Raw genomic sequence first — 12,302 nt, forward strand, 5'->3', positions numbered from 1 at the left:
ATCCTTTTCCACATGCGCCTCACGACGCTACGTCTTGGCCAAGAAGTTTCAGAAGATCAATTGCGGCGGCACTTTCCGCCACGCGCTTGCTTCCTGCCTCACCACGCCCCGTCAGACCGCGAGCCTGAACAGCAACGCGAAAGACCGGCGCATGAGACGGTCCTTCAGCAGCAAGAAGCTCATATTTCGGGAGCGGCAACCCTTGCGACAGAAGATATTCCTGCAACAGGGTCTTCGGCTCCTTGTGAGGACGGGCCTGATTGTCAATCCGGCTTCCCCACTGCTTGCGAACAACCTGCCGTGCAGGCTCCAGCCCGGCATCCAGATAGAGCGCTCCAAGAAGAGCTTCCATGGCGTCCGCGCGAATACTGGACAAGCGCCGAATGCCCGCTGCCTCTTCATGAGGGGAAATTCTCAACGCCGAGGACAGTCTGATATCGTCAGCAATCTCAGCCAGAACAGGGCGCGACACCAGATGCGCATGCCTTGGACCCAGCGCCCCTTCCTGCTCCATCGGGTATTGCTCAAAAAGCCATTCCGCCATCAGAAGGCCTAGAACACGATCACCGATAAATTCAAGCCGCTCGTTCGAACCCGTTCCTTTAGGCCCTTGAGCACGCTTTCCCCTGCGAGGATCACGCCCACTCACAGCCGACCGATGCGTCAAAGCCTCCAGAAGCAGATCCCGGTTTGCAAACTGATGACCAAGCGCCTGCTCCATGGCCTCCATGGCCTCTTCCTGCGAAAGCTTCATGTGACAGGATGCAGAAAGCGATTCCAACGGATCTCGACCGGCCAGTACCAGAACTGCCATGCCGGATGCTTCAGATCGATCGAGAACAGGACCATAGGCGCACGACCGACGAGGTTCTGCATCGGAACATAGCCAAGGTCGTCCGGCCCATCGCCCTGAAAACGACTGTCAGCACTATCATCCCGGTCATCGCCCATCGCAAAGAAATATCCCTGCGGCACAACGTACTCAGGCGTATCGTTGGCAAAACCTTCATCGGTCAGCTTCAGGATCTCATGATCGACAGCCGGGCGACCCGCACTCCCCGGCAAACTCTCACGATATCGCTCTCCGCTCAGCAGACGGTTGTTCTCGTCCAGAACTTCATAATGCCCCAGAGACGTGCGAGGCACCTCAATTCCATTCAGGAAGAGCTTGCCACCCGTCATCTGGATATGATCGCCAGGCAGACCAACAATCCGCTTGATGTAATCAATAGACGTGTTCTGCGTGTAGCGGAAAACAGCCACATCCCCGCGATGCGGCTCTGATCCCATAATCCGACCACCAAACAGGTTCGGTGAAAACGGGAATGAGAAGCGTGAATAGCCGTAGCTGAACTTCGAGACGTAAACAAAGTCCCCGATCTGCAGGGTCGGGATCATGGAACCCGACGGAATATTGAATGGTTCGAACACCAGAGAACGCACAGCCACAACCGCCAGCACCATCAGGGCGAGCCAGCGCACGCTTTCTCCCAGAGATTCTTCACGGGCTGCTGGCTTCGCGCCAGCCTTCTCTGAACCCTTCACGGGGCTTTTCTCCTGAGTCATGAGACGCTCTTAACGCAGCTTGCCCGCAATGGCGAGCGCTTCAAACCTTAACAGACTGAATGAGCACCTGCGCCAGCGCAAAGGGAGGATCATCCGTCAGGCTGACAAGCACATCTGCCCGACAGCCTTCCGGCGTCAAACGTTCCAGCGCAGAGCGGGCACCACCCGACAAAACAAGCCTTGGCGCTCCCTTGTCATCATTCAGCACGCCAATATCCTGAAGCTGCACGCCTTCAGCCACGCCCGTTCCCAAAGCTTTGACGCAGGCTTCCTTTGCTGCCCAACGCTTGGCATAGCTTCCCATTCGCGCCGCACCTGACAAACGCTCTGCATGAGCACGTTCAGCTTCCGTAAAGACACGGGCCAGAAAACGGGCGCCAAACCTGTCAATGCTCCGTTCGATCCGGGAGATCATGCACAGGTCCGTCCCCATGCCCAAAATCACGCCTTCACCCCTTCGCGCGCTCGACCTGCATAACTCCCACCGCCGTCCGGAAAGCCGCAATCAGCGAGGAGAGATGCCTCAGATCACGCACCTCAAGATCAACCAGGATTTCCATGAAATCGAGCTGGCGGTTGACGATCTTCAAATTGACGACGCTGCCATTATGCTTGGCTGCCGTATTGGTCAGCGTTGCGAGAACCTCTGGCTCATTGGCAGCAATTACGGAGAGCCGCGCGGTATAAGGCACTGCATCCTTACGGCGACTCAGAGCCTCATAATCCCAATCAACCTCAATGAAGCGTTCCGGCGTATCCGCAAAACTCGAAAGGTTCTGACAGCCACGACGATGGATGGTCACCCCTTTGCTCTGGGCAATGATCCCAACAATCGGATCTCCCGGCAACGGACGGCAGCATCCGGCAAAACTGGTGGCAATTCCTGTTCCGATCCCCGTAAGGATATTGGTGGACTGTACTGGCGCCGGTTTTGCCGACCCATGCCCCGCCCCCAGCAGAAGTGACTGACCAAAACGCGGAGACAGCCCAGGCACCATCCGCGGCGCACGACTGGTCTGCCTCAGATCAGGATAGGCCGTGTTGACCACGTCTTTCGGCCCGATCTGACCATTGCCAACAGCAACGTACAGATCTTCAACAGACGCCTGCCGCAGCTCCTTCAGGATGCCATCCAGCACCTTTTCGGAACCGTCCACACCTTCCTGACGGAACGCCTTGGCGATAGCGGCACGTCCATTGTCCACATGAACCTGACGCTGCTGGGCGGCCACAAAACGCCGCACGCGCGCGCGCGCCTTCCCCGTGACAACAAACCGCTCCCAGGAAGGAGACGGCGTGCCACCACGAGCCGTCATGATCTCAACCTGATCGCCGTTCTGAAGCTCGTGGCGCAGCGGCATCAGCCGCCCGTTTACCTTCGCCCCAACACAGGTGTCACCAACCTGGCTATGGACCGCGTAAGCAAAATCGACGGGCGTTGCTCCACGTGGCAGAGAAATCAGCTGGCCCTTCGGCGTGAAGCAGAAAACCTGATCCTGATAGAGTTCAAGCTTGGTATTTTCGAGAAATTCGTCCGGGGCCTGACTGTCTTCCAGAATCTCCAGAAGATCCTGAACCCAGCGCAACTTGCGGCTACCAGCCCCGAAAGCAGACGACAACGCAGCGGCTTCACGCTCACTGGGTGTAGCATTTTCCTTGTAAGCCCAATGCGACGCCACGCCGTTTTCGGCAAGGTCATGCATTTCCGCTGTACGAATCTGGACTTCAATTTTCTGGTTACGGGGATGCCGCAGCGTTACTCCCGTATGAAGGCTCTGATAACCGTTGGCCTTCGGCGTAGAAATGTAATCCTTGAAACGGCCGGCGATCATTGGATAGGCACCATGAATCGCCCCAAGCGCCATATAACAGGCATCCCGGGTCGGAACGAGCAGACGGAACGCCATGATGTCCGAAAACTGCTCGAACGCCACATTCCGGCGCTGCATTTTTTCCCAGATGGAAAAAGGTGATTTTTCGCGGCCGGTGACTTCCACCTTGTCGAGACCCGCTTCCGCACACAGGCCAATCAGCTCTTTGCGGATATGCTCGATGATATCGGCACCCTGCCCACGAAGGAAGTTCAGTCGCGCCCGAATGGTCGCGTCAGCTTCCGGCTCAAGCTGGGCAAAGGAAAGATTCTGAAGCTCCGTCTTAACCCGGTCCATACCAATGCGCTCGGCCAGAGGCGCATAGATATCCATGGTCTCACGGGCAATACGCTGTCGCCGGTCCAGTCTCTGGACATAATGCAACGTACGCATGTTGTGCAGACGATCAGCAAGCTTGACGATCAGGACGCGGATATCCCGCGACATGGCCAGCACGAGCTTGCGGAAGTTTTCTGCCTGCTTCGTCCGATCTGACTGAAGCTCAAGTCGCGTGAGCTTGGTCACGCCATCAACGAGAGACGCAACATCCTCGCCAAAGCGGTTTTTCAGGGACGCACAGGAGACACCGGTGTCTTCAACCGTGTCATGGAGCAGGCCAACGATGATGGACGTCGTGTCCATCCGGAAACCCGCGAGAATATTGGCAACCGCTATGGGGTGGGTGATGTAGGCGTCACCATTATCCCGGCGCTGCTCATTGTGAGCATCGGCTGCCAGATCATAGGCAGCCTCAACACGGGAAAGATCAGCAGTCGGATCGTAACTTTCGATCCGACGGAGCAGTCCACTGATGGAAGGTTTGAAATCTCCCGTTGCGACAGCGGTCCGCTCAACAGGAGGAGATGCGTCAGGCATGATGCACGCTCCTCTTTGTCAGGATAGAAAAGAAATCAGCGGCGACCCCGGCCACCCAGCTCTGCTTCAATGGCAGCAGCTTCGTCAGAAGACATATGTTCAGCCATGTGAGCATGCTCTTCTTCAGAAGACACGTCCTGCAGACCAAAAATATTCTGGTCGGTCGGGATGATGTCCATCACCTCTTCGTCTACTGGCTCCGGCTCAGGCGCACGAGCCAGTGAGCGGATAATTCCATCGCGCAGACCTGTAAGGCTCAGCTTGTCTTCAGCAATTTCACGCAGCGCGACAACGGGGTTCTTGTCGTTGTCACGGTCAAGCAGCATTTCCTCGCCACGAGACAGAGCACGAGCACGCTGGGCAGCCAGCAGAACCAGCTCGAAACGGTTTGGAACCTTTTCGATGCAATCTTCGACGGTTACACGCGCCATACGACTGGCCCCCTTCGGGTAAAACTACAAAAAATGGATACAAGAAGAAACTGGCATTAGCACGCTGATCGTGGCAATGCAACGCGTGCCCGCTTTTCTGCCATAATCACAATGAAAACTTAAGTGTCTCCCAGATCGTTTGACCTGTTCATGGCAGGGCCATCGCACCTCCCCGTGAGGAAGATCATTTTACAATCAGGAATATCATAATGCTTCTGCGTCAGAACGAACGCACCGCTCTCTTCATTGATGGCGCCAGCCTTCATCATGCTGCACGCAACCTCGGATTTGAAGTCGACTTTCGCAGTCTTCGCTCCCTGTTTGAAAGCCAGTGCCAGTTTCAGCGCGCCTTCTATTATGCAGCCATGCCTGAAACGGAAGACTACTCCCCCCTTCGCCCCCTGACCGACTGGCTCGCCTATAACGGCTTCCATCTCATTCTGAAAAATGCCCGCGAGTTTACGGATCATTCAGGAAGACGTCGTATTAAAGGGAATATGGATGTCGAACTCACCGTCGATCTGCTCGAACAGTCATCAAGGCTGGATCATGCCGTCATCATCAGCGGTGATTCCGATCTGCGTCGCGCTGTCGAGGCTGCGCAAAATCGCGGTGTGCGCGTAACTGTCATTTCCTCAATGCGGTCAACGCCCCCCATGATCGGGGACGATCTGCGCAGACAGGCTGACCGCTTTGTGGAACTGGCCGATATTGCCCCTTCCTTTACGCGTCGCCAGTCGGAGCAACGGACACGTCAGGCCCCCGTTCGTCATCCAGCAGACCTCAACAGTGACGAGACCAGCGATACATGACTCCCCAGGCTTCTACCGGATCAACCGCACACCTAGGCACGCCCATTCTACCGGAAACAGAGGCAGATCCGCACGGCCTCGGCCCCCTGTCTGCCGAACTCCTGATCGTCTGCCTTGATCCGACAGAAGCCACCCAGACACTTGCCCCACTTCTGGAGCAACACGCCATCGTCTTCACCCCGGATGAGAACAGTCTCCTCATCCGGGCACGTATTACCGGCGTGACAGCATCACTGCCAACAGATGGCATTCCCCAGCCAGACGAACTTAAAGCATGCAGCTCGGCACTCTGCCGCGAACTGCAGACCATGACGCAACTCCGCCTGGTTCTGGTTCTGGGCGTCAGCGCCCACATCACAGCCCTCGGAGCCTGCGGCATCCCCCTGACCCGCCTGGACTTCAGACCCGGCGATATCACGCGCCTCCCTGACGGACTCCTGCTGGCAGATGCCTGCCACCTTCCGTCAGATCCCCTCAGCAACGATCTTTTTGCTCAACGCAAACAGACCCTCCTGTCACTGATCCCGAAGATCAAGGCCGCCCTGCAACCCTCCGTCTGACGCTGCTCCAAACCAAAGGGCCTCTTGCGACAAGCAGGAGACCGAGCAAACCCAGATAAAGTGCGCTTGTCCTGTTCAGTGTCTTGAACGACAGGAAAAAATGAATGCCGGCCAAAACGGCTGCACCGTAAACAAGACGGTGCAACCGCTTCCAGCCGCGCTTCAGTCGCATCATTGACCAGCGATTGGACGTCAGTGCCAAAGGAAGCAGCAATGCCAGTGCTGCCATCCCAAGAATAATGAAGGGCCGATGCATCAGGTCCCGCCCGAAAATCCTGATATCGAACTGAAGATCCAGCGCCACATAAGCAGCCAGATGCAAGACGGCGTAGAAAAAAGCCAGCAAACCTGTCAGCCGACGAAACCGCAAAAGATTGAAGCGGACCATCCGCTGAAGAGGAGCCAATGCCAGACAGATCAGTAGAAAACGAAAGGCCCACAGACCAAGTGAGCGCTCAAAGACATTGACCGGATCTGCCCCCAGCCCTCCGTTCTGCCCCTGCCAAACCAGCCATACCGCCGGAAGCAGGCCAAGCGGATAGAGAATGAAAGCCCACTGTCGGCGGACAAATCCAGACATTCCGCTTCTAGAAATTGTCATGCAGGTTCATGCCCCGATACAGGTCTGCCACCTGCTCCTCATATCCATTAAACATCAAAGTGGGCTGGCGCTTCGTGCCAAAAAGCGTTTTGGAGCCAATGACACGCTCACTGGCCTGGCTCCATCGCGGATGATCCACCTGCGGATTCACATTGGCATAAAACCCATACTCCTCCGGCGCGAGGCGGTTCCATGTTGTCGGGGGCTGCTTATCCGTCAGCCGGATACGCTGAATAGACTTGATACCCTTGAACCCATATTTCCACGGGACAACCAGCCGGATCGGCGCCCCATTCTGGTTGGGCAGGCTTTCTCCATAAATCCCGACCGCAAGAAGCGTCAGCGGATTCATGGCTTCATCCAACCGAAGCCCCTCCACATAAGGCCACGAGATCCCGGAAAACGCACTGCTCTGCCCCGGCATTTCAGACGGACGCACGACACTTTCAAACGCCACATATTTTGCAGCGCTGTCCGGCTCCGCAGCCTGAAGCAGTTTGGCGAGCGGTATTCCGTCCCATGGAATAACCATGGACCAGGCCTCGACGCAGCGCATCCGATAGATCCGCTCCTCAATGTCAGAGGACTTCAGTAACGCCCCAACATCCAGACGCTGCGGCTTTTTCACCATACCGCCGATTTCAAGCGTCCACGGTAACGGATGAAAATCGCTGGAATGGGAGACCGGATCATCCTTCTCCATCCCGAATTCGTAGAAGTTATTATAGCCTGTCACGAATTCTTCAGGCGTCGGGGTTAACCTGCCGGAATATGGACCCGGATGCGTTTTCAGAGCTTCTGCACGCGCAGAACCAGCCAGTGCAGCCGTCAGACCCAGAGCCCCGGTCCCGAGTAATTCCCGACGTGAAAGATAAACATCTTTCGGTGTGATGTCCGACGGCATCGGACGCGGATAGCGGAAAATCGCCATGATCAATTTCCGATCTGGATGAAACTCTGGCAGCCATAGTGCGTGAGTTTGTTCAACGCATAGTAAGGAGCCTGTTTGCATGTCCGATATGAAAATCGGTTTTATTGGCTATGGCGCAATGGCGCGCCTCATGGGCGCCAACCTGAGACGCGCCGGATACTCCGTCGTGGCCTTCGCTCCCTCAGGCGGCAAAGATGAGACCGAAATGCTCCCTACGCCGCGCGCCATTGCCGAAGCCGCGGATGTCATTATCCTCTGCGTCCCGAACGACGCTGCCGAAAACCAGTCCCTGAACGGCGAAAACGGAATGTTGGCCGGGATCTCGGCTGGAAAGCTCGTTCTGGACACATCCACCGTTTCGCCCGAACAGGCCCTCGCACTCGCCAAAACGGGCGCTGAACACGGCTTCATCGTGCTGGAAGCCCCAATGTCCGGCAGCACACCAGAGGCTGAAAAAGGCGAGCTGGTCATGCTGGCCGGCGGAGACGCCGAAACCCTTGAACGCGCAAAACCGATTCTCGACGTCATCGGAAAGCTGACGATTCATGCCGGGCCAATAGGTTCAGCAGCGCGTCTCAAGCTCGTTATCAATGGCATCATGGGCGCCACCCTGAACGTTGTGGCAGAAGGCGTCAGCTTCGGTCTTTCTGCTGGACTGGACCGAGAGGTTCTGTTTGATGCCCTTCAGCAGGTTGCGGTCATCAGCCCCCATCACAAGCGCAAACTGAAAATGGCGCAGGACAAGTCTTTCCCGTCCCAGTTCCCGACACGCCTGATGTCCAAGGACATGGGGCTACTGATGGATGCAGGACGGAAAGCCGGAGCGTTCATGCCCGCCATGGCGATAGCAGATCAGGCTCTGGCTCTTTCGAACCGTCGTCACGCCGATGAGGATTACTCAGCCCTACTCGGCGCGATGGAACACAGCGTTGCCAACACGCCTCATAAATGAGATCGGTTGTGTCAGCGGTCGGTCTTCGTTCCTGAAGAACCGACCCCTTCATTTTTGCCAAGGAGTAACATCATGGCCTTCGAACTGCCTTCACTACCCTACGCCGCCAACGCGCTCGCAGGCGCTGGCATGTGCCAGGAGACCCTGGAACTTCACCACGGCAAGCATCATCAGGCCTATGTCACAGCTCTGAACGGCTTCGTCGAAAGCAAGCCGGAACTGGCTGGCAAGTCTCTTGAAGAGATCATCGCATTCTCTCATGGCAAGCCTGACATTGCTCCGGTCTTCAACAATGCCGGCCAGCACTGGAACCATATCCTGTTCTGGAAGAACCTGTCCCCAACAGGTGGCAAGCTGCCGACAGCACTTGAAAAGAAGATCACGGAAGACTTCGGTTCCGTTGATGCTTTCAAGACCGCATTCAAGCAGGCTGCTACGACGCAGTTCGGCTCTGGCTGGGCCTGGCTCGTTCTCGACAAGTCCGGCAAGCTTGCCGTGACGAAGACGGCCAACGGCTCCAACCCGCTCGCCGAAGGCCAGGGCAAGGCCCTTCTCGGCCTCGACGTCTGGGAGCACGCCTACTACCTCGACTTCCGCAACCGCCGTCCGGACTACATCACGAACTATCTGGACAAGCTGGCGAACTATGAGTTTGCAGAAGCTGAACTGAAGTCTGCCTGAGCTTTAAGGCAGTAATTTTTCAGACAGCCTGAAAACAGAAAACGCCCCGACCGGTCTCCCGGCGGGGCGTTTTTCTTTGTGCCCTACGCCCCGATCAGGAGTCGTTTGCCGCCTTGTCGCGAGACACGATGTTCGTGATCGTGCTGCGAACGATCTTCACGCGAACGCCCTGAGCAATTTCGACATCAACTTCATCGCTCCCTTCGCGGGTTGCCTGCACGACACCAACGATACCGCCAGCCGTCACGATCTTGTCACCACGACGCAAACCGCCCTGCTCTTCACGGAGCTTGCGCTGACGCTGCTGCTGCGGACGGATCAGCAGAAAATAGAAAACCACGAAGATGAAAATCATCGGGGCGAACTGAAGCACCGTCGGGTTCGCGAGAAGCCCGCCGCCATCGGCGGCCTGTGCGGAAGAAATGAACAGACTGCTCATGGAATATTGGTCCAGTCTTGAGTGAAACGTGCGGGGACCATATCGTCCGGAGCCTCCCCGTCAAGGACGGGCGCTTCCTTCATCCCTGACACAAAGCGAATTCCATGACCGATCATGCCCTGCTCAGCGCCCTTGAACGTATTGCGGATAGCCTTGAGCGCATGAGCCCAAAGCCGCCAAGCGCCGATATTCTACACCATCATGATGCCTTCATCTGGCAGGCCGCGATGGGAACGCTGGCTCCTGTCGAGAAAGTTTCCGGCGTGTCGCTCTCCCTGCTTCGGGGCATTGAACGGCAGATCTCTCAGGTCATGACGAATACGCGCCATTTCGCAGAGGGCTTCACGGCCAACAACGTGATGCTCTGGGGCGCACGCGGTATGGGCAAGTCGTCGTTGGTCAAAGCCTCGATTGCCACGGTAAACGCCGAGCAGCGCGCCAAGGGAAAGCCCACGCTTGCGCTCATCGAAATCCAGCGTGACGAACTTTCCACCCTGCCAAAACTTCTGGCCGTTCTGCGCACGACGGATCGCCGTTGCATTCTTTTCTGCGACGACCTCTCCTTCGAAAGCCAGGACGCTGACTACAAATCCCTCAAATCCGTTCTGGATGGCGGCATCGGCGGCCGCCCGGACAATGTTCTTGTCTATGCAACATCGAACCGTCGCCACCTCATGCCGCGCGACATGATCGAGAACGAAACCGGGAGCGCCATCAACCCCTCCGAAGCCATTGAGGAAAAAGTCTCTCTTTCAGACCGGTTTGGCCTCTGGATCGGCCTCTATGGTGCCAGCCAGGACGAATATCTGGATATCGTTCAGACCTACGCCACTGCCCGGAAACTTCCCATTTCCCCGGAAGACCTGCGCAGGAAAGCCCTTCAGTGGGCTCTCACACGAGGAAGCCGCTCCGGCCGTGTCGCAGCCCAGTTCATCGACGATCTTAGCGCAGAACTCGGCACCCATTTCTGAACCAGATTTCACGCCCGACAACCACAGAAGATCGAACCCGATTGGCGGTATAAAAAGGTTATTTTGGAAACACCGCCAATTATTTGTTTCTTTATTCCTGTCACCATTTTATAGGTTAGCATAATACGAACATTTCAAAGGATGACTGACATGGCACCCCGTCAGGTCATAAAGAACGGAACCTATACCCTGACCCTTGCTGACCTAAGCAGCAGCGGTCAGGTTTCTAACGTTTTTTCAGATGTTACAGTCACAGTAAGCGGAAAGACCCTGTCGTTTACAGCTAACGGGACATCTTATTCTTATACTTACGACTACTCCTGGGGATCAACGTCCCTGAACGAAATCATCGCAGGAAATGGGCATGGCGGTTATTATATAATAACAACATCCAAGAACAATATTGGAACATCTTACAGCTACAGCTATAGTTCCAACACGTCAAAAAATCAGTGGAATGTAACGAACAACGGAAAGAACTACACTCTCAATCAGGACTCCACGATGTCCTCTTCAGGAAGCTTCGATCCATGCTTCCTGGCCGGAACTCTCATTCAGACCCCCAACGGCCTGGTAGCAGTTGAAGATCTGAAAATTGGAGATGTTCTTTCCATCACCCTCCCGAACGGTACGGCAGCAACCCGGAAAGTCATCTGGGCCGGATCAAACCGGAAGCAGACTTTCCCGTGGCAGCATGATGATGAAGCTGGCTATCCCGTCCGGATCCTGAAAAACGCAATTTCTGAAGGCGTTCCGTTTAAGGACCTTCTGGTAACCGCCGAGCACTGCCTCTTCCTGAACGGGCATTTCATCCCGGCACGCATGCTGGTGAACGGTCGTTCCATTTCCTACGACCGCTCGATTACTTCTTATGACTATTACCATGTCGAAACCGAGGATCACGCGATCATCACGGCTGACGGTGTACAGACAGAGACATACCTCAACACCGGTAACCGCGGCATGTTCAGCCAGAGCGGCACACTGGTCAGCCTGACAAGTCCAGCCAAAAGCTGGGAAGCAGATGCGGCGGTTCCTCTCACGACAGACCGCGCCATTGTCGAGCCCATCTTCCGGGAGATCGAAGCCCGGGCTGAGCACGTTGCCCCTCACACAGAAGCCCCACAGACTGTTCTGACATCCGATTCAGACCTGCACCTTCTGTGCGACAACGGGTGCACGCTCCGCCCGGTAAAGACTGAAATGGGCAAGGTTGAGTTCCTGCTTCCAGCAGGGGTTCGGGCCATTCAGATCATGTCTCGTGCCAGCCGCCCTTCAGACGTGGTTGGCCCCTTCCTGGATGATCGCCGCACACTTGGTGTACCGGTTGGAAACGTCACGATCTCAAATGCCAAAGGCACACAACAGATCACATCCCACCAGACTAAGGCACCGCTCGCAGGCTGGTATCCTACAGATGCGTCCCGCTACCGCTGGACGGCAGGTAGCGCGTGGCTTTCTCTTGAAGAGCGCACCGAGGATGGCATGGTAATCCTGAGCATGGAAATTGCTGGCTCAGGTCCTTATGTCGTGTCCATAGACGAGGCTCAGACCGCACTTCGCGCCTGATCGGCCCAGAACTCACAAAAAAAGCCGCCCGATATTTGTCGG

Annotated in this window: 14 protein-coding genes; 6 read left to right on the top strand and 8 right to left on the bottom strand. The window is 56.1% G+C overall.

Translation table 11 applies throughout. The features are described 5' to 3' along the window. Window positions 1–19 precede the first annotated feature (19 nt). The 5 genes from rnc to rpoZ are packed head-to-tail and all read right to left on the bottom strand — an operon-like array spanning window position 20 to window position 4,744. Window positions 20–754 (bottom strand): ribonuclease III, encoded by a 735-nt coding sequence (rnc, locus tag GJA01_RS00295; RefSeq protein WP_010501246.1) that lies wholly within the window; start codon window positions 752–754, stop codon window positions 20–22. Further along, window positions 751–1,566, bottom strand: coding sequence for a signal peptidase I (gene lepB / locus GJA01_RS00300; protein ID WP_023944996.1), 816 nt, complete (start codon window positions 1,564–1,566; stop codon window positions 751–753). The genes rnc and lepB overlap by 4 nt, the downstream gene beginning before the upstream one ends. Before the next feature lie 40 nt (window positions 1,567–1,606). Then, the gene (gene acpS / locus GJA01_RS00305) at window positions 1,607–2,011 is read right to left on the bottom strand and encodes a holo-ACP synthase (protein WP_062503620.1); all 405 of its coding nucleotides are present in this window, start codon (window positions 2,009–2,011) and stop codon (window positions 1,607–1,609) included. A gap of 4 nt (window positions 2,012–2,015) precedes the next feature. Then, window positions 2,016–4,313, bottom strand: coding sequence for a RelA/SpoT family protein (locus GJA01_RS00310; protein ID WP_062503618.1), 2,298 nt, complete (start codon window positions 4,311–4,313; stop codon window positions 2,016–2,018). Window positions 4,314–4,348: 35 nt separating this feature from the next. Next, window positions 4,349–4,744, bottom strand: a complete 396-nt coding sequence (rpoZ, locus tag GJA01_RS00315) for a DNA-directed RNA polymerase subunit omega (protein WP_023944991.1) — start codon at window positions 4,742–4,744, stop codon at window positions 4,349–4,351. 209 nt (window positions 4,745–4,953) lie between these two features. Between rpoZ and GJA01_RS00320 the strand changes: the two genes are divergently transcribed. Next, entirely contained in the window at window positions 4,954–5,556 is a 603-nt protein-coding gene (locus tag GJA01_RS00320) for a LabA-like NYN domain-containing protein (RefSeq protein WP_062503616.1), read from the top strand. Continuing rightward, the gene (locus GJA01_RS00325; RefSeq protein ID WP_062503614.1) at window positions 5,553–6,116 is read left to right on the top strand and encodes a uracil-DNA glycosylase family protein; all 564 of its coding nucleotides are present in this window, start codon (window positions 5,553–5,555) and stop codon (window positions 6,114–6,116) included. Before GJA01_RS00320 ends, GJA01_RS00325 begins: the two co-directional genes overlap by 4 nt. Here GJA01_RS00325 and msrQ read toward each other — a convergent pair. Both msrQ and msrP read right to left on the bottom strand, forming a co-directional pair. Further along, window positions 6,088–6,696 (bottom strand): protein-methionine-sulfoxide reductase heme-binding subunit MsrQ, encoded by a 609-nt coding sequence (msrQ, locus tag GJA01_RS00330; protein ID WP_062503612.1) that lies wholly within the window; start codon window positions 6,694–6,696, stop codon window positions 6,088–6,090. The genes GJA01_RS00325 and msrQ overlap by 29 nt on opposite strands. Window positions 6,697–6,703: 7 nt before the next feature. Next, entirely contained in the window at window positions 6,704–7,648 is a 945-nt protein-coding gene (msrP, locus tag GJA01_RS00335) for a protein-methionine-sulfoxide reductase catalytic subunit MsrP (RefSeq protein ID WP_062503610.1), read from the bottom strand. A gap of 79 nt (window positions 7,649–7,727) precedes the next feature. On the opposite strand from msrP, the gene GJA01_RS00340 reads away from it, so the two are divergent. Continuing rightward, window positions 7,728–8,600: an NAD(P)-dependent oxidoreductase gene (locus GJA01_RS00340; protein WP_061929180.1), complete on the top strand. Its 873-nt coding sequence runs from the start codon at window positions 7,728–7,730 to the stop codon at window positions 8,598–8,600. A gap of 72 nt (window positions 8,601–8,672) precedes the next feature. Then, a complete protein-coding gene (locus tag GJA01_RS00345) occupies window positions 8,673–9,281 on the top strand; it encodes a superoxide dismutase (protein ID WP_023944982.1) in 609 nt (202 codons plus the stop codon). A gap of 94 nt (window positions 9,282–9,375) precedes the next feature. Here GJA01_RS00345 and yajC read toward each other — a convergent pair whose 3' ends face one another. Continuing rightward, the gene (gene yajC / locus GJA01_RS00350) at window positions 9,376–9,720 is read right to left on the bottom strand and encodes a preprotein translocase subunit YajC (RefSeq protein ID WP_062503609.1); all 345 of its coding nucleotides are present in this window, start codon (window positions 9,718–9,720) and stop codon (window positions 9,376–9,378) included. A gap of 104 nt (window positions 9,721–9,824) precedes the next feature. On the opposite strand from yajC, the gene GJA01_RS00355 reads away from it, so the two are divergent. Both GJA01_RS00355 and GJA01_RS00360 read left to right on the top strand, forming a co-directional pair. Continuing rightward, complete coding sequence (locus GJA01_RS00355; RefSeq protein WP_062503608.1) at window positions 9,825–10,691, top strand: ATP-binding protein; 867 nt, start codon at window positions 9,825–9,827, stop codon at window positions 10,689–10,691. Between the two features lie 150 nt (window positions 10,692–10,841). Beyond that, window positions 10,842–12,260 carry a Hint domain-containing protein gene (locus GJA01_RS00360; RefSeq protein ID WP_253783252.1) on the top strand — a complete coding sequence of 473 codons (1,419 nt, stop codon included), beginning with the start codon at window positions 10,842–10,844 and terminating at the stop codon, window positions 12,258–12,260. Window positions 12,261–12,302 lie beyond the last annotated feature (42 nt).

Origin of the sequence: Gluconobacter japonicus, from assembly GCF_002723975.1 — a bacterium.
Lineage (GTDB): Bacteria > Pseudomonadota > Alphaproteobacteria > Acetobacterales > Acetobacteraceae > Gluconobacter > Gluconobacter japonicus.

Coding starts and splice junctions, on each gene's coding strand:
- rnc (WP_010501246.1), bottom strand. CDS start 754: ATGAAGCTTTCGCAGGAAGAGGCCATGGAGGCCATGGAGCAGGCGCTT.
- lepB (WP_023944996.1), bottom strand. CDS start 1,566: ATGACTCAGGAGAAAAGCCCCGTGAAGGGTTCAGAGAAGGCTGGCGCG.
- GJA01_RS00310 (WP_062503618.1), bottom strand. CDS start 4,313: ATGCCTGACGCATCTCCTCCTGTTGAGCGGACCGCTGTCGCAACGGGA.
- rpoZ (WP_023944991.1), bottom strand. CDS start 4,744: ATGGCGCGTGTAACCGTCGAAGATTGCATCGAAAAGGTTCCAAACCGT.
- GJA01_RS00320 (WP_062503616.1), top strand. CDS start 4,954: ATGCTTCTGCGTCAGAACGAACGCACCGCTCTCTTCATTGATGGCGCC.
- GJA01_RS00325 (WP_062503614.1), top strand. CDS start 5,553: ATGACTCCCCAGGCTTCTACCGGATCAACCGCACACCTAGGCACGCCC.
- msrQ (WP_062503612.1), bottom strand. CDS start 6,696: ATGTCTGGATTTGTCCGCCGACAGTGGGCTTTCATTCTCTATCCGCTT.
- msrP (WP_062503610.1), bottom strand. CDS start 7,648: ATGGCGATTTTCCGCTATCCGCGTCCGATGCCGTCGGACATCACACCG.
- GJA01_RS00340 (WP_061929180.1), top strand. CDS start 7,728: ATGTCCGATATGAAAATCGGTTTTATTGGCTATGGCGCAATGGCGCGC.
- GJA01_RS00345 (WP_023944982.1), top strand. CDS start 8,673: ATGGCCTTCGAACTGCCTTCACTACCCTACGCCGCCAACGCGCTCGCA.
- yajC (WP_062503609.1), bottom strand. CDS start 9,720: ATGAGCAGTCTGTTCATTTCTTCCGCACAGGCCGCCGATGGCGGCGGG.
- GJA01_RS00355 (WP_062503608.1), top strand. CDS start 9,825: ATGACCGATCATGCCCTGCTCAGCGCCCTTGAACGTATTGCGGATAGC.
- GJA01_RS00360 (WP_253783252.1), top strand. CDS start 10,842: ATGGCACCCCGTCAGGTCATAAAGAACGGAACCTATACCCTGACCCTT.